The organism is Alteromonas sp. ALT199, assembly GCF_018619335.1.
Lineage (GTDB): Bacteria > Pseudomonadota > Gammaproteobacteria > Enterobacterales > Alteromonadaceae > Alteromonas.
Map to the genome: position 1 here is coordinate 42596 of NZ_JAHHDX010000015.1, position 25851 is coordinate 68446.

The 25851-nt window shown below is 43.8% G+C and carries 21 protein-coding genes and 1 pseudogene; 10 read left to right on the top strand and 12 right to left on the bottom strand.

Going from position 1 to position 25851, the window contains the following annotated elements; translation table 11 throughout:
• Positions 1 to 37: 37 nt before the first annotated feature.
• Positions 38 to 1768 (bottom strand): cisplatin damage response ATP-dependent DNA ligase, encoded by a 1731-nt coding sequence (locus KL866_RS01965; RefSeq protein WP_214992867.1) that lies wholly within the window; start codon positions 1766 to 1768, stop codon positions 38 to 40.
• The gene (locus KL866_RS01970) at positions 1768 to 2784 is read right to left on the bottom strand and encodes a ligase-associated DNA damage response exonuclease (protein ID WP_214992870.1); all 1017 of its coding nucleotides are present in this window, start codon (positions 2782 to 2784) and stop codon (positions 1768 to 1770) included. The genes KL866_RS01965 and KL866_RS01970 overlap by 1 nt, the downstream gene beginning before the upstream one ends.
• Before the next feature lie 65 nt (positions 2785 to 2849).
• Here KL866_RS01970 and KL866_RS01975 point away from each other — a divergent pair, with 65 nt between their 5' ends.
• Complete coding sequence (locus tag KL866_RS01975; protein ID WP_251139774.1) at positions 2850 to 3110, top strand: hypothetical protein; 261 nt, start codon at positions 2850 to 2852, stop codon at positions 3108 to 3110.
• Positions 3111 to 3200: 90 nt separating this feature from the next.
• On the opposite strand, the gene KL866_RS01980 is transcribed toward KL866_RS01975, so the two are convergent.
• Entirely contained in the window at positions 3201 to 4412 is a 1212-nt protein-coding gene (locus tag KL866_RS01980) for a DUF418 domain-containing protein (RefSeq protein WP_214992873.1), read from the bottom strand.
• A 259-nt stretch (positions 4413 to 4671) separates the two neighbouring features.
• Here KL866_RS01980 and KL866_RS01985 point away from each other — a divergent pair, with 259 nt between their 5' ends.
• Both KL866_RS01985 and pdeM read left to right on the top strand, forming a co-directional pair.
• Positions 4672 to 7170 (top strand): ligase-associated DNA damage response DEXH box helicase, encoded by a 2499-nt coding sequence (locus KL866_RS01985; RefSeq protein ID WP_214992876.1) that lies wholly within the window; start codon positions 4672 to 4674, stop codon positions 7168 to 7170.
• A gap of 188 nt (positions 7171 to 7358) precedes the next feature.
• Entirely contained in the window at positions 7359 to 8063 is a 705-nt protein-coding gene (pdeM, locus tag KL866_RS01990) for a ligase-associated DNA damage response endonuclease PdeM (RefSeq protein WP_214992890.1), read from the top strand.
• A gap of 135 nt (positions 8064 to 8198) precedes the next feature.
• On the opposite strand, the gene KL866_RS01995 is transcribed toward pdeM, so the two are convergent.
• The 5 genes from KL866_RS01995 to folM form a co-directional block, all read right to left on the bottom strand.
• Positions 8199 to 9092: a carbon-nitrogen hydrolase gene (locus KL866_RS01995; RefSeq protein ID WP_025257489.1), complete on the bottom strand. Its 894-nt coding sequence runs from the start codon at positions 9090 to 9092 to the stop codon at positions 8199 to 8201.
• A complete protein-coding gene (locus KL866_RS02000) occupies positions 9079 to 10143 on the bottom strand; it encodes an agmatine deiminase family protein (RefSeq protein WP_025257490.1) in 1065 nt (354 codons plus the stop codon). The genes KL866_RS01995 and KL866_RS02000 overlap by 14 nt, the downstream gene beginning before the upstream one ends.
• A 152-nt stretch (positions 10144 to 10295) precedes the next feature.
• Entirely contained in the window at positions 10296 to 12314 is a 2019-nt protein-coding gene (locus KL866_RS02005) for a S9 family peptidase (RefSeq protein ID WP_214992892.1), read from the bottom strand.
• Between the two features lie 4 nt (positions 12315 to 12318).
• Positions 12319 to 12867 carry a hypothetical protein gene (locus tag KL866_RS02010; RefSeq protein ID WP_025257492.1) on the bottom strand — a complete coding sequence of 183 codons (549 nt, stop codon included), beginning with the start codon at positions 12865 to 12867 and terminating at the stop codon, positions 12319 to 12321.
• Positions 12868 to 12981: 114 nt separating this feature from the next.
• Positions 12982 to 13689 (bottom strand): dihydromonapterin reductase, encoded by a 708-nt coding sequence (gene folM, locus KL866_RS02015; protein WP_214992894.1) that lies wholly within the window; start codon positions 13687 to 13689, stop codon positions 12982 to 12984.
• A gap of 162 nt (positions 13690 to 13851) precedes the next feature.
• On the opposite strand from folM, the gene folE reads away from it, so the two are divergent.
• Entirely contained in the window at positions 13852 to 14535 is a 684-nt protein-coding gene (gene folE, locus KL866_RS02020; protein ID WP_214992896.1) for a GTP cyclohydrolase I FolE, read from the top strand.
• 87 nt (positions 14536 to 14622) lie between these two features.
• On the opposite strand, the gene KL866_RS02025 is transcribed toward folE, so the two are convergent.
• On the bottom strand, positions 14623 to 14832 hold the full coding sequence (locus KL866_RS02025) for a hypothetical protein (protein WP_251139775.1): 210 nt from the start codon (positions 14830 to 14832) through the stop codon (positions 14623 to 14625).
• Positions 14833 to 15267: 435 nt separating this feature from the next.
• Entirely contained in the window at positions 15268 to 17217 is a 1950-nt protein-coding gene (locus tag KL866_RS02030) for an alpha-amylase family glycosyl hydrolase (protein WP_214992910.1), read from the bottom strand.
• 358 nt (positions 17218 to 17575) lie between these two features.
• Between KL866_RS02030 and KL866_RS02035 the strand changes: the two genes are divergently transcribed.
• Together KL866_RS02035 and KL866_RS02040 are read left to right on the top strand one after the other, a co-directional pair.
• The gene (locus tag KL866_RS02035) at positions 17576 to 18793 is read left to right on the top strand and encodes an MFS transporter (RefSeq protein WP_025257497.1); all 1218 of its coding nucleotides are present in this window, start codon (positions 17576 to 17578) and stop codon (positions 18791 to 18793) included.
• Positions 18794 to 18933: 140 nt separating this feature from the next.
• Positions 18934 to 19749, top strand: coding sequence for a mechanosensitive ion channel family protein (locus KL866_RS02040; protein ID WP_214992920.1), 816 nt, complete (start codon positions 18934 to 18936; stop codon positions 19747 to 19749).
• A gap of 102 nt (positions 19750 to 19851) precedes the next feature.
• On the opposite strand, the gene KL866_RS02045 is transcribed toward KL866_RS02040, so the two are convergent.
• Entirely contained in the window at positions 19852 to 20235 is a 384-nt protein-coding gene (locus tag KL866_RS02045) for a VOC family protein (RefSeq protein WP_025257499.1), read from the bottom strand.
• Positions 20236 to 20254: 19 nt separating this feature from the next.
• On the bottom strand, positions 20255 to 21205 hold the full coding sequence (locus KL866_RS02050) for an aldo/keto reductase family oxidoreductase (RefSeq protein ID WP_214992923.1): 951 nt from the start codon (positions 21203 to 21205) through the stop codon (positions 20255 to 20257).
• A gap of 276 nt (positions 21206 to 21481) precedes the next feature.
• Here KL866_RS02050 and KL866_RS02055 point away from each other — a divergent pair, with 276 nt between their 5' ends.
• The 4 genes and pseudogenes from KL866_RS02055 (at position 21482) to dbpA (ending at position 25826) form a co-directional block, all read left to right on the top strand.
• Positions 21482 to 22024: a lipocalin family protein gene (locus tag KL866_RS02055; protein WP_214992925.1), complete on the top strand. Its 543-nt coding sequence runs from the start codon at positions 21482 to 21484 to the stop codon at positions 22022 to 22024.
• Positions 22025 to 22121: 97 nt separating this feature from the next.
• Positions 22122 to 23167 (top strand): annotated as a pseudogene (pyrC, locus tag KL866_RS02060) (dihydroorotase).
• 32 nt (positions 23168 to 23199) lie between these two features.
• The gene (locus KL866_RS02065; protein WP_251139776.1) at positions 23200 to 24447 is read left to right on the top strand and encodes an ABC transporter substrate-binding protein; all 1248 of its coding nucleotides are present in this window, start codon (positions 23200 to 23202) and stop codon (positions 24445 to 24447) included.
• Positions 24447 to 25826: an ATP-dependent RNA helicase DbpA gene (dbpA, locus tag KL866_RS02070; protein WP_214992930.1), complete on the top strand. Its 1380-nt coding sequence runs from the start codon at positions 24447 to 24449 to the stop codon at positions 25824 to 25826. Before KL866_RS02065 ends, dbpA begins: the two co-directional genes overlap by 1 nt.
• Positions 25827 to 25851 lie beyond the last annotated feature (25 nt).

Here is a 25851-nt window from a genome sequence, read left to right on the forward strand (position 1 = left end):
TGCGATATTGCATAACTTAGAAAGTGTTTTTGTGGGCTTAGCCTTCTATTAACGCTTTAACATTAGCCAATGTATCAGCTTCATTAGCGGGCTTGTCCCAACGTATTCTATGTATACGGGGAAAGCGCAGCGCAACCCCAGATTTGTGCCTTGATGAAGGGTGCACTGCGTCGAAAGCTACTTCAAGTACCAGCTCTTTTTTCACTTCCCTTACTGGACCAAACCGTCCTACGGCGTTGCGTCTTACCCAATTATCCAGTTTTTTGAGTTCTTCATCAGTGAACCCGGAATAGGCTTTTCCGATAGGCAAAAGCTGACTGTCTTCCCAAGCGCCAAACGTATAGTCAGAATAAAAGCTGGAGCGCTTGCCGTGCCCGCGCTGTGCATACATCATTACCGCATCCACAACTAGCGGGTCGCGCTTCCATTTAAACCACTGGCCTTTAGGTCTGCCAGGTACATACTTACTATCTAATCGCTTTATCATCAGCCCTTCTACCGCACGATTTTGGCATACTTGGGCGTGTAGCTGGCGCAAGGTTTCAGGTGAAGTGGCATTGAGTGTTTCAGAAAGAAATAAACGGCTGTTATTCGTCTTGCTAAACCATTCTTTAAGGGCGTGGCGTCGCGCTTTTAGTGTTTTATCAGTTAAATCTTCACCATTAAGCACCAAAGTATCGTAAACGATAAGTCCAGCCGGGGCGGAAGACTGTAACGTTTTACTCGGTTTCTTTTTATTAAGGCGCTGCTGAAGGGTATTGAAGGTATCTACGTCTGGCTGTGTGGCGGATGAATTCTGTGAAGCATCTTTATCACTACTCGAGCATTGACTAGCCACACTTTGGGCAGTCGATTCTCCAGATGAGTGAAAGCCATGTTCTGCGTTATGGATAACCAGCAGTTCTCCATCTAGCACCATATTGCCGCTTACAGACTCAAGCAGATCAGGAAATGAGTGGCTAATATCATCGCCAGTACGAGAAAAAAGTGCTTTTTCGGGCACATCGCCATCGACCCCACTACCGTTCTGAGTCTTATCATCTAGAGAGTTATTTGACTTAACGACAAGTTGCACACGGATACCGTCGTATTTGTTTTCAATTTGCCAAGTATTCTTGGTAAATGCGTCGATATCGCTATCTTCAATGGGGTGAGAAAGCATTACCGGATGAAAGGTGACGGCATTTTCAATATCAGGCTTGTCGGCTTTTCCTTCTAGCCAACCAAGCATGTCGACATAAGGCGGGGTAACCGCATGCCAAAGTGTTTCAACTTCTTTGATGTCCTTATTGCCATAGTCGGCCAATATTTGTTTTATAGAGCGTGCCGACACGCCTATACGTAACCCCCGCGTGCCCAACTTTAGTAACGCCCAGCGTTGAGCCGGCGTCATTATTGTTAGGTAATGGGCTAGCGTCTCAGAAACTTTCTGCTTACTGACCGAAGCGAAAGTTTCTACCACTTCGGTAAGCGTGGGTAGCGAATCTGTTGGCTCACTATAAGGCCATAAATGAGCCACGGTTTCACTAACCTCACCCACATAGTCATAGCTCATGGCAAAAAGCTCTGGGTCGGTATGTTCGGTAATGAGCTTTTTCACCGTATTGCGCTTAAAAAAGTCGAACCGCAATGTACCTGCCATAGCAGCAATTGCCCAGCCTCGGTCGGGGTCTGGCGTATTAGCAATGTAATCGGCTATAAGCTGTGCTTTGGCTTTATTTCCAGACGTGAAATAAAGCTGCTCAAGTAAGTGACTGAATGCTTCCACTAATTGCCTCCTTGCTCTTCTTCATCATAACCGACGAGAGATAGCGCTCTGGCTTTAAACCCCATTTTTTCTGCCTGATACATCAGGGCATCTTCTCTGCCGTGAGTTACCCACACTTCTTTCGGGTTAACTTCTTCTATGGTTTGCAGCAATTCAGGCCAGTCGCAATGATCAGAGATAATAAGCGGTAGCTCGGCATTCTTTTGTTTTGCGCGAGCGCGAATTTGCATCCAGCCAGACGCCACAACAGGTCGCACGTTAGGCAAGCTTCGTGACCACCTGTCGGCAAGTGCAGAAGGGGGCGCAATGACTATCTCGCCGGCTAATGTTTTTTTATCCGCAACCTCAGATACTGGAATTAACTCACCCAAGTCTATACCTAATTGCTTGTATAGGTCACACAGCTTTAGCTGCGCGCCATGCAGGTAAATTGGCTTCATGTAGCCTGCTTCTCGTAACGCTAATATAACCCGCTGGCATTTACCTAGCGCATAAGCGCCTACTAGATGGCATCGTTCTGGAAACACCCGTAACGAATGAAGAAGTTTTTCAATTTCATGTTCAATAGGCGGGTGCTTAAAGACTGGAAGCCCGAAGGTGGCTTCGGTAATCAAAACATCGCAAGGGACAACTTTAAAGGGCGGGCATGTAGGGTCTTGTCGGCGCTTATAATCACCGGAAACTACAACGCGGTAGCCTGCATATTCAATGAGAATTTGTGTAGAGCCAAGAATATGGCCTGCAGGGTAAAACGTGGCTTTTACATCGTTAAAAGTAATACTTTCACCCATAGCTACGGTATTCTGGTGAATCGCCATATCTTCACCGTAGCGGGTTTGCATAATAGCCAGTGTTTCTGAGCTTGCGTACACACTGTTATGACCTGCCCGTGCATGGTCAGCGTGACCGTGTGTGACAAGGGCGGTGGCGACTTCATTCATTGGGTCGATGTAAAACTCACCCGGCTCGCAATAAAGGCCAGTATCGTCAGCTTTTAGCCAAGTTGATGGGTGCACTACTCACAGTCCTGTTAAATCAGAGAATGCTTGTTACTACGTATTTAATCCCTTAAAACGACCACTTGAAGTATGCAAGACCAATAACTCAATTTGATGGCGAGTTCTCTGTCGAGTTAGATGCAGATTATTGCTTCCGCCCTGATTGGAGTATGGGAGTGACCTACATTCATGAAAGCAATGAAGTAATAGGTTCAGACAACGTGATTGAGCTAGGCACTCACTATTGGTTCAACCCGCATTCATCTATTGAATTTGGGTTAGGCTATGATACTGACGAAAGCCAATTAGGCTCGGCTACTTTGCTAGGTACTATAAGATTCTAGCTAGTTACGCCAATATGCTGCAGGACCAGGTTTTACCTGGTTCTTTTACTTAAATCGGAATCATATAACCTCGTTTAGTTCAGATGTTAGCTACGAGGTTTTGTTCGCCTCTGTCGCCATTTCTTGCACTGCAACCAAACCGTCATCTTGCTTGCTTTGTTGCTTCTTATAAAAGCTGCGCAGATATAGTCTTCGCCATACTGCTTCAAATGGCCCTTGATCGAAATGCTTAGTAATAAAATTCGCCAGCAAAATTTGAATTGCTGTGAGCGCAAGGGTAATTAACATCAAATCGAGCAGCGTCACGGTATAGGCAAACTCGGGATAGTAGGCGGGCATAATCACACGAAATAACACAGCTAAAACAATAGATTGTGTTAGGTAGAGAGTAAACGCCACCTTGCCGCAGTTAATAAGTGACTGATACCACCAGGCGGTTGTATTTTTCACTTTAATTAACAGATGAGCGTAGGCAAAAGCACAGAAAATAGCGGGGATACTGGTGAACATGGGAATAACATCTGAGGTTACTTGCTCAAACATTATCTGAGGAATAACAGTAATAACAGATGTTGCTATGGCAATAATGGCCACTTTCTTAAAGACAGCAGAAGAAAAACCAACGCTAAAGAAACCGCTTCTATAAAGGTAGGCACCAAACATCATAAGCCCCATCGACTGCCACAGCATGGAAAAAGGTGCTGCAATAACGGTAGCAAGAACAAAAGAAGCTTGAACACCAATTTGGAACAAATAACTACTTTGCCATTCCATAACCTCTTTGGCGTAAGCTTCGCTAGACCTAAGGGGAAGTGCGCCACCATAGTCGTATGAAAGAGTAAGTGCTATGCCAAAAACAAGTATAATGATGCTTCCCACGACGAGATATTTAACGCTTTTCGCGCGAAGCTCTTCTTGGTCTAGCGTTAAGTGTTTTAGTACAAAATAGGCGCAAAGACTGTAATAAAGCAGTATGTCGCCGCCAAATATAAACACGCCATGTATTAACCCAAATAAAAATAGCCATTTAAGCCGAGATTTAGAAAAGTCTAAAAAGTTGCGCCCACGCTTTTGGCAAGCATCAAATTGAATAGCCAAACCTGCTCCAAACAGCAGGCAGAATAATGTACGAAATCTACCATCTAAGAAAAGCGCGCTAACTGTCGAGATAATCTCATCGGACAAAAGTGATTCTTCAAAAAACGCGTAGCCAGTGTAAAAATTTTGATGGTATGCAATGTTTAAAAACAGTATGCCAAGGATTGCTAAGCCTCTAATGGCATCTATCGATTGAATTCGCATTTACGTTCCTTGTAGTCACATGTTGTTGTGTAGCGAGTGTAGTGTATTCGTTTTCGTGGTGTCGATGTAAATAATGTATCCAAACATTAATTAACGACACATGTCTTAAATTACAGTAGAGGGCCAATGTTTCAAGGAGGTTGAGCTTTCATTGACACTTAGAGATTAATTGAAAATCCCATTAAGAATGGCGTTGGTATATATAAACTTAACTAAGGATTTGGCGTATAAAGCGAAAAAGGCATAACAGATACTGTAAATGACATTACTACCTCCCGCTTTCGCTAAGTGGTTTACGCAAAAAGGCTGGCAACTACGTGATTATCAGCACACTATGTTGGTGGAAAAAGATAAACATGACTGTACGTTACTTATAGCGCCAACAGGGGCGGGTAAAACTCTGTCAGGTTTTCTGCCGAGTTTGGTAGAGCTTAGTGACCTAAACGAGAATAATACGTCGGCTGAAAGCAAGAGTAAGCAGAGTGGGTTTACTGGTTTGCATACCTTGTACATTTCTCCACTTAAAGCGTTAACCCAAGATATTCATCGCAACCTGTTACAGCCTATCGAGGAAATGGCACTGCCTATCACTGCGGAAACCCGTACTGGTGATACGCCTTCTCATAAGCGTCAGCGACAGCGTAAAAAGCCGCCTAATATTCTACTTACTACCCCGGAATCCCTCATGCTGATGTTAAGTTACGCCGATGCCGATAAGCTTTTCGGCAAGCTAAAACGCGTGATCATCGATGAAACTCACAGTTTAATGGCTAATAAGCGCGGCGACTTTTTATCACTCGCCCTAGCACGGTTAAGCGTGCTTTCACCAAGCTGTAAACGCATAGGTTTGTCAGCGACAGTAGCATTTCCCGAGACTTTGGGCGCGTGGCTAGCGGGCAGTGACAGTGTTGCCAATATCATCAAAGTAAAAGCGGGAGAAAAGCCAAAAGTTGAAATGCTGCACTCTAAAGCGCGCATGCCTTTTGGCGGCTTTATGGCCCGTTACGCCATTGATGATATCTATGAGGCGATAGAAAATGCGCAGACCACGCTGGTTTTTGTCAATACCCGTGCTCAGTCCGAGCTTCTATTTCAAATGCTGTGGGAAGCAAACAAGGCTGCGCTCCCGATTGCACTTTATCACGGCAGTTTAAGCAAAGAGCAAAGGCGAAAAACCGAAGCCATGATGGCAAGTGGTATGCTAAGAGCAATTGTGTGTACTTCTGCGTTAGAACTAGGTATCGACTGGGGCGATGTAGATAAGGTCATTCAAGTAGGTGCGCCTAAAGGGGTAAGCAGGCTGCTGCAAAGGATAGGGCGAGCGAACCACAGGTTAGATGAGCCTAGCGAAGCGTTACTTGTACCAGCAAACCGTTTTGAAGCGCTAGAATGCCAAGCGGCCATTACGGCTATTGAAAAAGGTGAACTTGATGGCGAAAGCCCTCAGCCAGGCGCCCTAGATATCATTCCGCAGTTTATCTTGAACTGTTTATGTAGCAAAGCTGATAGCCCAGATGCCTTGTATCAAGAGATACTTACCGCTACGCCTTATCAAGGGTTAGACAAAGACGATTTCGACAAGCTGTGGCGCTTTACGCAAGACGGAGGCAGTGCCCTTAATGCGTATGAACGATATCAGCGTTTAACGCAAAACGACGATGGCACTTTTGCGCCTGCAAATCAGCGAGTTATACAAAGACACAGGCAAAACATAGGCACAATCGTTGAGGCAGGGCGTTTAAAGGTAAAGCGCATTAGAAGGGGAAACCAAGGCAAGATCATTGGCGAGGTAGAAGAGTACTTCGCCCAGCAGTTAACGCCTGGAGATACCTTTTATTTCGGCGGAGAAACACTGCGCTTTGAAGCTATCCGCGACATGCAGCTTCACGCCAAGTCGGCAAAAGCCAAAGAGCCTAAAATACCAAGCTACGCAGGCGGTCAAATGCCGCTATCTACCTATCTAGCAGAAGGGGTACGGGCTATCTTGGCCAGTCAAAAAACCTGGAAGGCACTGCCCGCACAGGTACAAGAGTGGCTGAAGCTTCAGCAGGCGTTCTCTCAGCTACCTAGCCCTGAAAAGGTGCTGGTGGAGCAGTTTCCATTTAGGCAGGCGCATTATACCTTGTACTACACCTTCGACGGACGCAAAGCGAACCAAACCTTAGGTATGTTATTAACACGGCGAATGGAAAAAATGGGCATTAAGCCTTTAAGCTTCAGCGTGACTGATTATGGTTTATCGGTAGCATCAGTGAACGCCATCACCCAAGGGCAATTACAGCAGCTGTTTCAGCCGGATATTCTAGGCGACGAGTTAGAAGATTGGATGTTACAAGCGCCAATGCTAAAGCGTTCGTTCAGACAAGTAGCGGTGGTGAGTGGGCTTACTGAACAGCGTTATCACGCCAGTCAAAAAACCATGAAGCAAGTAACGTTTTCTACCGACCTTATTTACGATACATTGCGAGAGCACGACCGGGACCATATATTACTTAAAGTAGCGCGTGCTGATGCTGAGCGTGAACTACTAGACTTACGGCGGCTCGCTAACTTACTGATTCGCTATGTAGATTCAGCAACATTAGTGAACCTTGAAAAACCCTCTCCCATGGCCATACCTATTGTGCTTGATGTACGCAGTGAGCAAGTAAAAGGCGCTGGGGCACAGGCCATCATCGAGCAGGCTGATTTGTATGCGGAAGCTGAAACCATGTTAGATGAAGTTCGCGCACTACTCTCAGGGACTAGCGTTGAATAGGGTAGGACTAAACAGAATAATTAAACTTCGCTTTCCCATATTGTCGATGTACCTCACGCCAAATGCTTTACTTAATAAAGATTTGCGGTAAGTCCGTTGAACAGAAAAGCTTAATAGTATTTCGCTAAATAAACGTGCAGCGTTACTCAGGTACTAAAAACTCACAAACGAAAAATAAAGAGGATAATTTGGCAATAACCGACGCGTGGCTGACTGAAAAAGTCAGTCAGCGGCATATCACTATTACGAAATATGCAGACTACCTGTGGTTATTAGACGCACGTGGTGTGGCGTATTTACCCGCATGCGACTGGCTGATTGTCTCTGATCTTCACCTAGAAAAAGGCAGCTATTTACGCAGTTATGCGAACCCCTTACCCAGCTTAGATTCCACCGCCACACTCAAACGTCTGGAAAGTATTATCGATGATTACAAACCTTTGCGAGTAATCAGCTTAGGGGACAGTTTTCACGACAAGCATAGTATGTCTCGTATGACTAATAAGGACCGTCAGCATTTATGTAGGCTTGTTGATAACGTCAATGAATGGATGTGGGTAGAAGGCAACCATGACCCAGATTTGCCTGAGGGCATTCCAGGCACGCCATGTTTTGAAGTAGTGCTAGATAATATGGTATTCAGGCATGAGCCGGAATTAAACGAAAAGCGAGCGCAAGTTATCGGTCACTATCACCCTAAAAAGCGGACCACCATTACACGCCGTCGTTACTCTGGCAAATGCTTTACTAACAAAGAAAACTTATTTGTCATGCCCGCTTTCGGGCAATTCACCGGCGGGTTAGACATAGACGAAGATGTAATGCTAGCGCTTCTTCCCAAGCCGACCCGTCAGGTTTTCATGCTCTGTGACGGCATTATCTTCAAGATATAGCCCACCAAAAATGGGGTCAGAGTACATTTCCCCTTTAGCAGAATTGAGATGGGGTCAGAGAATTGAGATGGGGTCAGAGTACATTTCACAGTTATCGCTGCTTCGAAAAAATGTACTCTGACCCCTTTATTTGGGTTAGTCGCGCCAGCGTTTGGTCAATTCGTCGTAGGCGTCTATGCGGCGGTCACGGAAGTAAGGCCAAATGCGCTTAACCTGTTCGGTACGTTCCATATCAAGCTCAACTGATAGCGTGGTTTCACCTTCAGCTTCGGCTTTTGCCAAAATCTCGCCCTGCGGGCCTGCAACAAAGCTTTGCCCCCAAAACTGAATGCCTGGGTCGCCTTTAACAGGTGATGCTTCAAAACCAGTGCGGTTCGCCACAATTACTGGTACTGAGTTTGCCACAGCATGAGAGCGCTGGATGGTTTCCCATGCGCCATGCTGACGGGTACGCTCTTCTTCGGTGTCAGTTAAGTCCCAGCCAATAGCCGTAGGGTAGAACAACAAGTCTGCACCTGCCATTGCCATTAGGCGTGCCGCTTCTGGGTACCATTGATCCCAACATACCAAGACGCCAAGCTTACCTACGCTAGTTTCAATAGGCGTGAAGCCCATATCGCCCGGCGTGAAATAAAACTTCTCGTAAAAACCCGGGTCGTCAGGAATGTGCATTTTACGGTATTTACCCGCAATTTCTTTACTGCGGTCGAACACTACGGCGGTGTTGTGATACAAACCTGAACCGCGCTTTTCAAAAAGCGACGTCACTAAAACGATATTGTGCTTTTCAGCGAGTTCACCAAAAAAGTCTGTTGCTGGACCTGGTATTGGTTCAGCCAAATCAAAGGCGTCAGTATCTTCTTGCTGGCAAAAATACAAGGTGCTGTGCAGCTCTTGAAGCAAAATACACTCGCAACCTTCAGCTGCTAATTTGGCAACTTGCTCGGCACTTTTATTCCAGTTCGTTGCTTTGTCGTTGTCGGCAACGGCCTGTTGTACCAGACCAACTTTTAGCTTAGCTGGGCGCATGTAATGACACTCCTTTCTTTAAGGTGGTGATAATCGAATCTTTTAACGTATTTGTGGGTACTTGCATAGAAATACAATGCAAGCTGCCGTATTGTCTTACGAGTACACTACAATCAATTGGTTCAACAATATGATTGGGATGTGCTTTTTGCACCGTCTCAATAGCTTCGGCATCTTCTTCTTCACCGTATACGGGCAACAAAATAGCTTTATTACAAATTAAGTAATTGGCATAGGAGGCAGGTAGGCGATCTCCTTCATCGTTTACTATATGAGGCAGCGGTAAATGAAATTGTTCATGCTCTGGCAGTTCAAGGGCGCACTCGTCACATAACGCTTTCAACCCTTCAAAGTGACTATCATTAGGGCGGTTGTTACACGCCTGAATTACCAAGCCTTTATTCGGTGTAAAACGTACTAAAGTATCAATGTGACCATCTGTATCATCACCCTCTAAATGCCCATGCTGCAATATAGTGACCTTGCTGCAGCCCAGCATGTCTTTAAATGCATCTTCGTAAGCACTGAGCGACATATCGCCATTTCGCTCAGGGTTAAGTAAACACTGTGCCGTACTTAATAAGTGTCCGTTTTCGTCGATTTCCAACGCGCCGCCTTCTGCCACAATCGGACTGCTGCGAAGCACAGATTTGCACATGGCGGCGAGATAACGCTGATTAGCAAGGTTATCCTCAGAAGCGTTAAACTTGTTACCCCAACCGTTAAAACGAAATTCTACTGGCGAGCCGTTACCTTCGTTGTCTTTACACGTTATAAAGCTGTAATCGCGCATCCAGGTATCATTAAACGAGGCGGGAACGATAAGCACTTGAGCATTTTCGGATAAACGGGGTTTAAGGTCGTCCACGTCACTTGGCGCGCATAATAAAATGACACCCGCGTTATTGCGATTCACTGCTGCAATTGCATTCAGGTAGGTCGCTCTTGCTTCTTCCAACCATGGAGCCCAATCGGTTTGTGCGTGCGGCCATGCCAACATCACAGCATCAATGTCGTGCCATTCTGGCGCCATAATACGGTTGCCGAGCATAGTAAAATTCCAAGTCGCTTAAAAAAATAGGGAGTGGATTATAGCCATGCCTCGACGAGAGACCAAGGCAAATGGCGATGAAATTAATTGACTGTGACGATTAGTGGTAGCGCTCGTAAAAGAGACCGCTACCACTTTATAGGGAGTTTAGCCTAGCTTTGTGTCGCTGTAGCGTTGGCTTTTTTAAGATGTTTACTCAGGAATTTGATAAGCGCATTGTAGTATTTTGCTTCGTCTTCTACATAGTCGAAACCATGCCCTACGTCGTCAAAAACCATCCACTCATGCTTAATATTGTTATCTTTCAAGGCAAAGTGCAGGCGATAAGCGTGCTCTATATCAACTACAGTGTCATCGGTACCATGTGCGATAAAAACAGGCTTAGTGATACCTTTGAATTGATACAAAGGCGAGTATTTAAATAACTCTTCTTTTTGCGTATTAGGGTTACCAATGATCTCGGTTAATATCGTCATAATATCGTCGTTTTGTACGTCACTTCGCTGAAACTGCAGTGCAAGGTCAGTAACTCCGGCAAATGAGGCAGCGCACTGATACAGTTCAGGAGAGCGAATAATACTGTACAATGCCGAGTAACCACCGTAGCTGCCTCCAATAATACAAACATTGTTTGCATCGACTTCATAGTGCGTCTTGGCGTATGACAATGCTTGTTCAATATCATCTTCAATAAGGCGTCCCCACTGTTGCATGCCTTGTTGTTTAAATGATTTTCCGTAACCTGACGACCCTCTATAGTTGACTTGTAAAGTTGCGAAACCGGCATCAACCAGTACTTGAATGCTGCCAGAGTAGTGACGAGAATCATTTACGCCAATAGGGCCGCCATGAGGGATAACAACTAATGGTGGGTTTTGAACCTCTGGCAATGTAAGAAAGGCTTCCAACCCTACTCCGTCTTCCGACTGAAGTTTCAATAGTGCTGTTTTGCTAAGTTTCTTGTTCGAAAGCCAAGGATATAAATCGACTAGGTGAGTAAAAGTGTCACTTTGGCGATTGTAATGGAAGATTTGCTCTGGATTAGCGCTGTCATCTGCAACAAAAAGGATATTATCTCCCGAAGTGTCCATGTCTATAGCGTAAATACCATCAATTTGAGACATGGTTTTTAGGCGAGTGGTTAGCTCGTTGTAATTATCGGAAAAGTAGAGTTGCTTGCCCATTCCTTTTTCAAGGAAAGATACGCCAATAATCTCTTTGGTTTCAGGGTGTCTTATAACGCTTTTTAGATCATAGCTAGGGTGCTCAAATATAATGCCATCAAACTGTTTATTTTGAATATTAAAGCGTCTTAAATTGATTTTATCGCTGCGATGGTTAGTTAACACGTACAGTTCATCTCCCGACTCACTGCCTCCCACTACTTTAACCGCGTCATTTTTATCGCTTTTCCACATTTCCTTATAGCGATATTTACGAGGCTTTGATCCGGTTCTTGCGAAAATTTCGGTTATACCATTAAAGGTTCTGCTCCCCCCTAATCGCCATCCTTTTGCATCAAATATCCAGTCTTGTAAGTCTGGTCCTGACTTATTCAGTTTGAATTTGCGCCGAAAGTTACTTTCTTTGATTTTCTTCGACAAATCTAAGTTAAAAAGGTCAACATAGTAGTCGTATTCATCATCATCTTCATAACGAGCAAAAATAGCGTTAGATGGCTTATTTGGAAGCGTGTCTACCCAATGACCAGGTTGTGAAATGTATGATAAACGAAACGGCGGATTTGGTGTTTTAGTACGGTCAGCAAACTCAACAATCACATAACGATGGAATCGACCGTTGGAGTATTGTTTCAATGAAATAAAATTATCGGAGAGCCATACTAATTCGGCAATGTAATTGAAGTGCCGTTCCCACGACGTTATTCTGTTTGAATGCTGAACATGCATTTGTTGACGCTCAAACGTGATAGGGTCATCTTTGGTGCCACGCACTAGATCGTGAATGATTAAATTGTATGAATCACTTTTAGGTTCGATATAGGCAATGGCCGTACCGGAAGGGTTTACTGAAAACAGTTTATATTTTGCGTCTTTGAAAAAAGACTCGGTCTGGAATTCAGAGGCTTTTGGCGTTTCAGCATGAGTATGCGGCGAGCCAAGGGTGAAAAAAAACAGTGAAAGAGTAAGCAGCAGTTTATTAATCGTCATTATTCTAGTCCCCGCTTTTTTCAGAATGTTTTAAGTAGAAATCGATATAATGATCGTCGGGGTATAAGCCGTTAGCGATGTCGTATTTATCAGCGAATTGAGAAAAATCTTGTTCGAGGATTTTGAGAATGATAGAGGTGCGATTGAGTACTTTTATTGTTGCTTGGCTTCCCAACCTCTCTATCATAAGTAGGCCGGTATAGTTGAGTTTGCCTGGCTGAACAGTAAAGGTAAGGTCTAAGCTTTCTAGGTCCATGTAGCTTTCAAGTAAGTTTCCTTTTGACAACGAACCGGTACGTTCGAACACTCTGTCCCACGTGTAGGTACCTGCAGGTAGTTTAATCACATCAATGTGCTGTGAGTGATTAAGAGGGCCAAATGTATATTTGTTCGTTAAGCCACTACCTTTAAGTACTACGCTCTCTGTATAGCCCTTAGAATATAGTGCAATAATTGCGTAGCCTTCATCAGGTTCTAGTGGTTCAACTGTGGTTGTGTTGGCTATGAGTGGAGTGGAAAATACGACAAGCAATAGTACGAGTACAGCTTTCATTACTTCATTCCCTTGATGGTTTATTATTTATCACAAGTTTCTTATGTGAGCGTTTTTGACAACACTACAAATTACGATTCGTAAAATCAACTAAGTGAAAACAATTTACTTCTTTTATTTTAAATGTCGCCCGCCATTAAGGTGCAATGTTTGGCCTGTGACGTAATCGCTATCGAATAAGTAATTCATGGCCTTTACGGCTTCTTTTGCGCCAGGAACCATTTCAAGTAAAGACTTCTTTAACGCTTTTTGCTTGTAAGCATCGTCGTCGCCTTCGTTGAACATGAGTAAAGCAGGTGCAATGCTATTCACTTTCACTTGTGGCGCTAGCTTTTTGGCAAAGGATAGGGTGAGATTGTGCAACGCAGCTTTGCTTGCCGCATAAGCCATGTGCTTTTCACTGCCAGTATCTTGCACATAATCAGTCATATGAATAATGTCAGCTTGCACTTCACAACCGCACAGTGCTTCTTCTAATGCTAAATTAATGCGATAGGGGGCAACCGCATGAATCATCATCATGCGTTCCATTAACTCTTGCTTATTACTATTATCTTTCTCTTGTGCCCAATCTGATGCGTTGTGAATGATCCCCCGATAGGTTTTACTGATTGCCTTAATCTCATCAATTGCTCGATCAATAGCCGGCTCAGTGCTAAAATCCGCCTGTAAAACTGTTGCGCCTTTATCCTTAAGCATTGCAATACTCGAGCGATGCGTTCGATAAGTCACAACAACGCGATGTCCTTTTGCAAGTAAACTTTCGGCCATCGCCAAGCCCAACCGTTGGCTGGCGCCTGTTATTAGTACAGGTGAGTTCAAGATAGTGTCCTTCTTTTCTAAGAGGTAACAGTTTTATTATTCCGTGCTAAACGCACGTAAGGTAGCAACAACATTAAATAAAAGTCATGTTGTCGTATAACCGAACTTTTACGATTTGAAAGGCGTATTAGTTCAAAAAAAGCAGTAACAACGGATAAAACAATGTTAGCAAAAGAAGCGGTAATTGTGCGTGATGCACTAGACCCCTCTATATCAGAGCCGGCACAACGTGTACGTGAAGCATTAGAAGCCAAGGGGCTAGAAACGCCTATGGTGGTTAATGGTCTTTCTGACGAACAAAAGCGCAAACGAATTGAAAGTGCGATGCGTGACGTAATGGACACGCTTGGACTTGACCTTACTGATGACAGCTTGTGCGACACGCCTACACGCATCGCCAAAATGTACGTCAATGAGATTTTCGGTGGCTTGGATTACCGCAAGTTTCCAAAGATTACTGCTATCGAAAACAAAATGCAGATCGACCAGCCTGTACAGGTGTCCGACATCAGCTTAACAAGTACGTGCGAACATCATTTTGTGACTATTGATGGTATGGCTACAGTGTCTTACATACCCAAAGATACTGTGATTGGTCTTTCAAAGATAAATCGTCTTGTAGGCTTCTTTGCTCAACGCCCTCAGGTACAAGAGCGTTTAACACAGCAAGTGTTGGTTGCACTGCAAACTTTAACGAACTCAGAAGATGTTGCTGTAAGTATTAACGCTACGCACTACTGCGTAAAGGCGAGAGGGATTCGAGACACTAATTCCTACACGAAAACGTCAGCATTGGGCGGTCGCTTTTTAACGGATAATGAATTGAAGCGAGAATTTTTCCGCTAGCTAAGCGCTAGAAAGTACCTGTTTCAGAAATCAAAAGCCGTTTCATCATAATGAAGCGGCTTTTTTGTTTATATTTGTTTATGGTTATTACTTGATAACAAGTTCTGTATCTAAGGCATCCACAATAAGATTAATGCGTCCACCAATACCATCGGCAGGGGTTAGACTAAGTACCTTATTGCAACATTCACAAGATTCATGTTGCTCGTGATACATGTCGCGAGCACTGTTCAGTCGAAAATCATTAATTGCACCGCAGTAGGGGCACATGTATTCCAATGCTTTAATACTTTGCATCGTTTTATCCGTTACCATGTTTAACATATCCATATGACGTAAGTTGAAATCCGCTGTGTGAAAAAAGTAGTTTGTATTGCTTCTATGCATTAACTTTGTCAGACCCATTTGTAAGAATAAACCTACGCGAAAGCTCTGCAAAAAGAACCACGCCACATCAAATCTGCAAAAAACAAACCACACACATTAGTGTAGTGCCACTTTCACGTTGAAAGGCCTTTAAACAAGCTGAGTTACTGTAAGACCGTGTTATTGCGCAAAAGGATAGGTGAACAATCCGCCTATGATAAAAGTATAGTCGGTAATTCTTTTACTGCCTTTGTAATTCGCGGATTACTTAGTAAGTAGTTGGCGACAAAGATAATTAAATTTGTCGGCGATAACTCACCCGTCACGGAGCTCGCAATAGGTGGGTTACCGCGTATTAGAGGTTTGTTAGTTAGCTAAGAGCCATAGCTGCTGAAAGGGAGCAAGCACAAGAGGTGCTGCTTCCATTTTTACATTAACGCCTGACAGCAAATCTACGCTTGACGTGAAGCATACTGTCGTCAAAAGGGAACGCTGAAGCTGCTGCTCGTGTTCACTGAAATTACAAACGACGAGGAGTTTTTCACCTTTGGCATTTTCTCGCATGAAAGCAAAGCAATGTTGATTATCAGCATCCAATATATGTGTTTGAGCTTGACCAAAAATGGCGTACTGTTTTCTAATCTCAATCATCTTTTGTAAGCCTGTAAATACGCGAAGGCTTGCCATTTCCGCTGGGCTTGTAGGTGCTGTTTGACCTAACGCTAGAGCAGCGTCGTCATTACTAACCGAAATACGATTAACCCATCTGTCATCATGTTTTTTGCTTTCGTCAAATCGGTAACTGTAGTCATTGAGCTTTCCAATTTCATCGCTTGAATACAGCAACGGGATACCACCTATGCTGAACGTTATCCCATATAACAACAACATACGCTTCACTGCTTCTTCAATACCTTGCGCGTCATTAGATTGCAGTGCGCCTTCTAGCCCGCATAAAGAGGCTAATGAACCACATACACGACAATCCCCGTTACTCGGGTTTTCCGCAAACGGCACACCGTTCGCAAAACTTCCTTCAAAACGGCCGGTGTAGAACTGATTAAGGAAGTAACGATGGTCGAACGGGTTAATATCTAATTCGTTAGCGACAGCATCGTCAAAGGTCCAACCTATATCATCATGGCAGCGCACGTAATTCACCCAAGTGCATTTGTCTGAAATAGCAAAGCTCTTTTTCATTGATTGTGTGAGTAGGTGGGTTTTGCGCGTAGCTAAAGAGTTCCAGAGTAGCGCCATTAACAAGGGGTTATAGGACAGCTGACACTCATCTTTATCGATATATTTAACTACTTCATCTGGATGGACGATAGCTTCGGATTTAAAAACCACCGCTGGCGCAACAATTTGTAGACAACAATTAAACGCTTGAATAAGTACGTGTGCCTTCTCTTGGTTCTCGCAATCTGTACCAAGTTCTTTCCAAATAAATGCTAATGCGTCTAAACGCAGGGCGGCGCTACCAACGTTAGCCAAAAATAGCATTTCAGAGGCAATGGCGTTGAATACTTCAGGGTTGCTGTAGTTTAAATCCCACTGAAAGCTGTTGAAGGTCGTCCAAACCCATTTTTCAATTTGCTCATTATAGGTAAAGCTACCCCTTCTAACTTGAGGGAAAATTTCTCTTAGCGTTTGTTCATATTGGTCGGGAATGGTCCTGTCATCAAACAAGTAATAATAATTTTGATATTGCTTGTTGCCACTTAGCGCGGCTTTTGCCCACGCATGTTCGTCAGATGTGTGATTAAAAACAAAGTCTAACACAAGGTTGATCCCTTCCTTTTGTAGGGCAGACGCAAGCTTCTCCAAATCTTTCACGGTGCCTAAAGAGGGGTTTACCTTGCGATAGTCCGATACGGCATAGCCGCCATCACTATCTCCTTTAGGCGCGTCGTATAAAGGCATGAGGTGTACATAAGTTACACCGAGTGCTTTAAAGTAGGGAATTTTATCGTGTAAGTCATTCAACGTAGGCCCCATTAAATCCACATAGCAAGCCATACCTACCTGCTGTTGATCGCGATACCATAGGGGAGATTTCAGCTTTTCATTATCGAGTTTTTTTAACGAAGGCTTACGACTTTTCAATCCATCTCTTAATATTTCAATAAGTTTTTGTAAATGAAAATAGCAGTCATACTGATGTCCATAAACATAAGTATAGTTCTTGAAAAGGCGGGGGAAGTGAGCCTTTAATCGCTTATTAAACGTAGCCGCATCCTTCTTTGTGAGGCCCGATAAATCAGTGGATGCTAGGATGCGCTCCAAACAAAGACTACTGCTGGCAGCATAACTCATAGAAAACTCCAAAGTATGACGCGATTAGGCGTCTAATGCCTCTTTCCTTAATGACGGGTTTACAGGCTTTTTAAATTCTGTTAACTTTTATCTTAAACGATTAAGTCTCTTTTTCCAAGCTAGACTGAAGTTTGATACAAAGCTCAATACCATTTCAGCTATCGAACTTATTACATCGTTATTTTTATCGACTAGATATGTGAAATAAGTGAGTACTTCAGGCACCTTATGTCTGCCAAAACTTACGTGTTTTAATAAAGTGTGTGCGGACGTAAAGTATCTTCATGCCGTTGTTGTGAGACCGACTATGCCTAGCCAAGAACGTAGCAGTAGAGTTATCAGGTGGTTAACCTACCTCATGTTTATGATGTTTGCTATGACATCAGATTCAGTAGGCGAGATAATCAAAGAAGTAAAAGTGGCTTTCTCTGTCACTAATGCACAAGCGAGCTTAATGCATTCTTTGCCTATGCTGGGTATCGCGTTATCTGGCTTATTTTTAGGGTTTTTAGCCGATAAATTAGGTCGTAAGCCAACCATCATCATTGGTTTAGCACTGTTTGGATTAGCATGTTACAGCTTCCTTATTGCCAATGACTTTATGTTGATCGTTAGTTTGATGAGCTTGTCGGGGGTAGCCGTTGGTATTTTTAAAACCGGCGCGCTGGCGCTTATTGGTGATATTTCAACATCAACAAAGCAGCATACGGCTACGATGAATGGTGCAGAAGCGTTCTTTGGTGTTGGTGCTATTATTGGCCCTCTAATTGTTGCGTATCTTATTCACCAAGGCGTTGCATGGCAGTGGCTTTACGTCATTGCAGGTGGCGTTTGTACAGTACTTATCATTGTGGCCCTACTGGTTAAGTACCCCACATATACACATGATACGTCTTCTGGCAAAAACAAAGTATCGATAGCTCAGAGTTTGAGTCTGCTTAAGAACCCTTATGCCCTGGGATTTTCTGTTGGCGCGTTTTTATACGTTGCGGCAGAGAGTGCTATTTATGTGTGGATGCCTAGTTACTTGGTGTGCGATGCCACAACACTTAGAGCGACATACGATTGTTATAGTGAGGGTTTCTCTGAAACCTTAGCTATTTATTCGGTAACCGCATTCTTTATTCTTCGCGCAGCAGGGCGTTTTATTGGAATCTGGATGATGTCTCGATTCAACTGGGCTTTGGTGTTGATGTTGTTCACTGGAGCCATTGTCTTGTGTTTCGGATTAGGGCTGTGGGGTGGAAAGCAGGTCGCACTCTACTTGTTCCCACTAACAGGCATTTTCATGTCAGTGGTATACCCTACGTTCAACTCTAAGGGAATAAGCTGCTTCCCTAAACATCAGCACGGCAGTGTGGCAGGGGTAATATTGTTTTTTACTGCTGCCGGTGCAGCCGCCGGACCATTTATTATGGGGCTCGTAAGTGACGCTAACGGAGGCGATGCAAAATACGGCTTCATGGTCGCAACAGGCTTCGCCGCTTTGCTATTTATCGGCTTGGTATACAATTTTATTAAAAACCCTACCAAACAGCGTTTAGCTGAAATTGAAGCGAGTGAGTACGCTAATTAAGTGAAACGAGCCGCGAAGCTAACCGCTCGCTGTACTAGTAATTTTAAACGTGCCGGGCATGAGCTCGGCACTGGTGTTTCAGCACGTTGTTGTTTAAGCTTCACCTAATTCCCTCTCATACAAATCTATAGCAATAGCCCATGGATGAATTAAAACAAGCTCAAGCCCTTTACGACACGCTCGTAGAATTTGCGGTGACTTACAGCTTCCAAATTGTAGGCGCCATTGTCATTTTCCTACTTGGTTGGTGGGTTGCCAATAAAATAAGCCATGTAGTTGAAAGGCTAATGGTGAGCAAAAACATTGATATTACGCTTAGTCGTTTTACCGCTGGTATCTGCAAATTAGTGGTACTCGGGTTAGTCATCATTATAGCGCTTGGTAACATAGGGATAAGCGTTACTCCGTTAATTGCAGCATTAGGTGCTGTTGGCTTGGGTGCCGGCCTCGCCATCCAGGGGATGCTGGCAAACTATGCTGCTGGCTTTACCATCATTATTACCCGTCCTTTCGTTGTGGGAGATACGATTCGCGTTCGTGGTGTTGCAGGTGTTGTTGACCAAGTAATGCTGCCCTATACCATTCTTATTGATGAAGATAATGTTCATATACAAATTCCCAACAAGCTTATCGTTGGAGAGATCTTGCACAATTCTGCAGAGAACATGCTTATTGAGTTGGAAATCGGTGTTGCTTATTCAAGCAATGTAGATAGCGTCATTGAAGTGATTCGAAACGCCGTTGAAGCTGTTGACGGTGTGAATTTAGAAAAGTCACCGGCCATCGGTGTTGATAATTTTGGCGACAGCGGTATTAATTTGGGGATTCGAGTTTGGGCGCCCGCTGTAAGGCATTTCGAAGTGCGCTATGCGCTTAATCAAGCCATTTTTAATGCGCTTCAACAGCATGATATTGACATTCCATTCCCACAAAGGGAAGTCAGAATGCTGGACTGATTTAAGCTTCTACATCTGTAAAAAATATTAATGCCGGATAAAAATAATGTTTTATCCGGCATTTTTTTCATACAAAAAGTTCTTATTGATACTTTAACCTGCTTAAAGCTCGTAAAGTTCTAACGGTAAGCCATCGGGATCTTGAAAGAACGTAAAGCGCTTACCCGTATATTCGTCTATTCTTACCGGCTCACATTCCACACGTTTGTTGGTTAAGTGATCAATTATTTCGTCGAGGTTGTCGACTTTAAATGCCAAGTGTCTAAGCCCTTGCGCTTCTGGGCGTGACGGTCTTCGTGGCGCCCCTGGAAACGAAAATAGCTCTATCTGACTACCATCAGGCAGACCTAGATCACATTTATACGAGTCTCTAGCTTCCCGGTAGTTTTCGTCGATAATTGAAAACCCTAACACGTCCGTGTAAAACGTTTTCGAACGTGGATAGTCACTACAAATTATAGCAACATGGTGAAAGCCTTTTAGCATGCTATTTCCTTTTATATGCTTACGGCATCTCTTGACCGCGAGCAACTTCAAATAATTTATACCAGTGCTCGCGAGATAAATTAATATCCATCGCTTTCTGGCTAGACTTGATTCGTTCTATATTGGTGCTGCCTAAAACTGGCGCAATATTAGCCGGGTGTCGCATCAGCCATGCTAAAACAATGGCTTCAGGCGTTGATTGGTATTCGCTTGCAAGCTGCGCAACTAAATTTGCGGTAGCGGCATCTGCACTAGCCTCGGTTTTCGCCCTTGTATATTTTCCTTGAGCCAAGCTTCCCCAAGCCTGAAGCTGAACCTTGTTCATCATACAATATTCAAGGGTTCCTGGTGCATAACCTATGTTGCGATTAGCCGCGCTATTACTGGTGATGCCATCCTCTAGCCAATCTCTAAAACCAAGGCTCATTTCAAGTTGGTTGGCAACAATAGGTGTCGAGAGTGCTGATTGAAGATAGTTTATTTGGTGTCCGTGCATATTAGACACGCCCACATGTTTAATTTTTCCCTGTTGCTGAAGGAGTAGCAAAGTGCCAGCGACCTCTTCTAATTCCATAAGCGGGTCGGGGCGGTGCAGTAAGAGTATATCAAGTTGCTCAATTTCTAATCGAGAGAGAATACCTTCAACTGAGGTGTGAATATGCTTTGCTGAGAAGTCATAACGCTTTGGTCCTAAATCATCCTCAAAACGTATTGCACATTTAGATTGAATGATCATTTTATCTTTAAGGTTTGGGGCTTGCTTGAGTGCTTCACCAAAAACGGTTTCTGCTTTACCGAATGTGTAAATATCAGCATGGTCAAAAACGTTAATATCTAAGTCTAGTACAGTGTCTATAATTGATCTTGCTTTGGTTACATCAGCTTTAGTGGCAGGGTTATTATTCCAGCCTCCACCTAGGCCCATACATCCATAAATCAGGCGGCTTGCATGTGGAAAGTGTGCATTCATGTAGTTTTCTCCCTTTAGAATGTGTGAGTGAACAAAAGTATTTATGCACTCAATAAAGCTTTGGAGCTTATTCTTATAATCAACAAAGCGCTACTCTAGTACGGCCTTGTTAATAATTAAAGCTTGATTGGTCGAGTATATTTTAACTAGCGACAGTTAGCGCTTAAGATTATTTCTGGAGCAGAAATAGCGAAAAAGTCACAACTTCTGGTGTAGGCGTTTTAATATTGTAGTGAGGTTAAAACACTACGGAATAATCACAAGAAAAGAGGGTTTATGTTGAAAAAGTGGTTTTTAGCGGCAATGGCAAGTGCACTACTCGTTGGGTTATCTGGCTGCACCGGTGTGCCAGATAATGTAAAGCCAGTTAAGGGGTTTGAGCTCCCTAAGTATTTAGGGCAATGGTATGAAATTGCGCGCTTCGATCACAGTTTCGAAGAAGGGCTAAGCGAAGTTACGGCAACTTACAGTATGCGAGATGACGGAGGTGTTAAGGTTATAAATCGCGGATTTTCAAAAGAAGAAAATAAGTGGGATGAAGCCGAAGGCAAAGCGTATTTTGTAGAGAGTGAAACGACAGGGCATCTAAAGGTATCTTTCTTCGGCCCGTTTTACGCTAGCTATGTAATTATGGAGCTAGACAAAGAGGGTTATCAATATGCACTGATTACAGGGCCTGATAAAGACTATCTCTGGATTTTAGCGCGAACACCTAAGATTACAGAGGAGGTACGCTCGCAGTTGCTAGAAAAAGCGACGGCCGCTGGATACGATATCAGTAAGCTTATTTGGGTAGAGCACGGGCAGCCAAATTCATAGTTATTTCCACAGGGTTGTTCTGCGCGTACAACAGGAATTGTGCTATTATTGCGCGCAAGTTCCCCTCTGTTTGAATAAGTACTAAGAGAGACCAGGCATGCAAACGCTCACCATTACTACGCCAGACGATTGGCACCTTCACTTTCGCGATAACGAAATGCTAGCTGAAACAGTGCCAGCGACAGCGCGTTGTTTTCAGCGCGCTATTGTTATGCCCAATCTTGTTCCACCCGTAATTAATGCGGAAATGGCAATGTCTTACAAAGGGCGAATTGAAGCTGCACGACCTGTAGATAGTAACTTTGAGCCATTAATGACGTTGTTTCTTACTAACCAGACTACACCTCAAGATATTGTTGATGCGAAACAAGCAGGCGTAACCGCATGTAAGCTTTATCCTGCAGGGGCGACGACTAACTCTGACGCCGCGGTAAAAGGTATTCAGGCTTTATACCCAGTATTTCAAGCCATGCAGGAACAAGGTTTGTTGCTGTTGATCCACGGTGAAGTGACAGAGCATCATATTGATATTTTTGACCGTGAGAAAGTGTTCATTGATACCCACCTAGGACCGATTGTTGAAGCTTTCCCTAGATTGAAAGTGGTGTTTGAACACATTACAACGGCAGATGCTGCAAGTTTTGTAGCGGGAGCGAGCGAATTTGTTGGGGCCACTATTACGCCTCAGCACTTATTATTAAACCGTAATGACTTACTAGTTGGCGGTGTACGTCCTCATAACTACTGTTTACCGGTACTTAAGCGAAACACCCATCAAAAAGCGTTGAGAGATATGGTGGCAAGCGGCAACAAGAAGTTCTTTTTAGGAACTGACTCAGCACCTCATGCAAAGCATAAAAAAGAAAATGCGTGTGGTTGTGCAGGTTGCTACAGCGCATGTCGGCTATCGAACTTTACGCTGAAGTATTTGAGCAACTAGGCGCAATAGACAAGCTTGAAGGCTTTGCTAGCCATTACGGTGCAGATTTTTATGGTTTACCGCGAAATACGACTACAATGACACTAGTGAAAGAGTCGTGGACGGTACCAGAGCAAGTAACCCTAGCTGATGGCACCGATATGGTTCCATTTTTTGCAGGGCAAACTTTACAGTGGAAATTAGAAAAAGCATTTCAAGCGTAGCGATATGTATTAGTCTCTTTTTATGTGCCCTATTGAGCTTTTCTCTAAGGGCACAAACGCTCTCTTACACTTATTTGAATGATTTTCCTAGCGATTTTTCACCGCTCCGCACTCAAGAAGCAGAAGTTTATTCTTTTTCACTGCTAGACCAAGCCTTGTCTAATTCAGACTTTAAATTGATATCGGCTTCCAATAAGGAAAAAGAAGCGCCACTAGTTCTATTGAACGTTTTAAGAACCGCTAAAAATGAACAAGACTATTACTGGGTTTCCCCATTGTTTGCTTTCGATTGCAATGATGAGCTTAGTTGTACCCCTAATGCGGGTAGTCAACCTTCACCGGTCGCCCTCACCTATATTGCAATGAAAAAGAATGGAGTTGCCCCAAAGATAGTGGACCGACTTGGTGAGTTAGTTGGTCGATATAAGGTATCGGAAGCGTTTAAACTACTGGTTAAACCTTTAAAAATGTCTTTTGAAGACGAATATCCTAGTGTGTTGGAGCGCTATGGCATAATAAGCCTCGCCGGTGGCTTAATAGCAGACGCGAGCGATTTATGGGTAATTGCAGACGTTGTTCCTCTTTTCGTAGAGAGAGCGGAACGCGGTGGATTAAAGGGGATTGCTGCTGATTTAGTGAAGGATATATTAGAGGATATTGCACTTTCACAACCTATTCTTTCCGCACCGTGGGAGCGTATTGCAAAAGAATCCATGGCAAAGTCGAACGTTTTGGTATTCTCTATCATTCGCACTGATGAAAGAGATAACGTGTTCCATTGGATTACGCCTATATCTAAAAACCTGCACGGGTTATATGGCATAGATAAACCTTATTTTGATTCCTTCGATGACGTGCCTGTTACTTATCGAGTGGGCGCTTTGTTAGAAGATTATCGGTACGAAGTTGCTTTGGATAAAGGCTTTAAAGTAAAAGCTTATGGCTCTTGGGGGGAGTTAGTCGACGCGCTGATGCGAAATGACGTAGATCTTGTTTTCGGCTCCCGAGGAGCGGTTAATTTTGGGTGTAACCCAAAGCGCCATAAATGTGAGATAATAACGCTAACAAGCAAATATAACATTTCCACTGCCTATCTCGCTTTATCTAAAAAAGATACCTGTGTTTTAGTACTCGAAAAACTAAAATTAGCCGCGGCTGGTGTGAAAATGAGCAACAAATTTAATGAGCAGCTTTCTTCGTGGAGTGACATGGTGTCCCAGGAATACGGCATAGCTCATCATACCGAACATGGTGTAGTTCACCTTTGGAACCCAAATTAATGACAGTTGAAACAGTTAAGCAATTAGATATAAACCCAGCCATCGTCAAGGCGCTAGACTCTCAAGGCATTCACCAACTTTCTCCAATACAGGCGCAGTCGCTTCCCGAAGCTCTGCAAGGAAAAGATGTTATTGGTCAGGCGCAAACAGGCAGCGGCAAAACTCTGTGCTTTGTGATCCCTGCCTTACAGCATATTGAAGTTAACGACTTTACTACACAGGCTATTATGCTTTGTCCAACCCGTGAGCTTGCCGACCAAGTAGCGCAGCAGTGTCGTACGGCGGCTAAAAATATCGGTAATATTAAGGTAACGACTCTATGTGGCGGGCAGCCCATGGGACCGCAAATTCAGTCGTTGAAACATAGTCCTCATATTATTGTAGGAACCCCTGGTCGTGTAATGGACCATGTGGAAAAGCGCCGTATCGATTTGAGTAATGTAAAATTGCGTGTACTCGATGAAGCCGACCGTATGTTAGATATGGGCTTTGAAGACGATTTGCGCATTATTTTCGGTCAAACGCCAACGCAAGTGCAAACACTTCTGTTTTCTGCAACTTTCACCGAGCAGATTGAGCGTGTAGCCAAGCAATACTTGCATAACCCGGTAACTTGTAAAGTTGAAGCTCAAGAGAGCAAGCCGGCGATTACTCAGTTAGGTTACAACGTTTTAGCTCACACCCGTACACAAGCGCTTAAAGCCGTGCTAACAGAATACCAGCCCAAAAACGCAATTGTTTTCTGTAACCGCAAAACTCAGGTAAATGAAGTCGTTGAAGAACTGATAGAGGATGGTTTCAGTGCTAAAGGGCTTCAGGGAGACATGGAGCAGCATCAAAGAACCTCAGTGCTAATGCAATTTGCCAGCGATGCCCTGCAAGTGCTAGTTGCTACCGATGTTGCGGCCCGTGGGTTAGACATCGACGATATTGCCTGTGTTATTAATTACACAGTAAGCGAGGAGCCAGAAACTCATATTCACCGCATAGGACGTACGGCGCGAGCAGGTGCTCAAGGTATGGCGATAACACTAGTGAGTGAAGAGGAAGAGCACTTTTTACGGAAAATAGAAGTGCTGCAAGAAAGTGATATACCGCTTAAGGGCGCGCAAAGCTTACGTTTTCATAAAAACAAAATTACTCAGCCTGAATTTACTTGTATTTCATTAAGTGCCGGTAAAAAGGAAAAACTTCGCCCTGGTGATTTGGTGGGGGCGCTTACCAAAGATGCGGGTATTCCTGGCGATGACCTAGGTAAAATCAAAGTACAAAACAGCATGAGTTTTGTAGCAGTGAAAACGCGAAGCGTGAAAAAAGCCATGACCCAGTTTAGAGAAGGTAAGATCAAAGGTAAGCGTATTAGAGCCCGAAAACTTTAACGGGCGTTTTAATAAGTAAGTATTT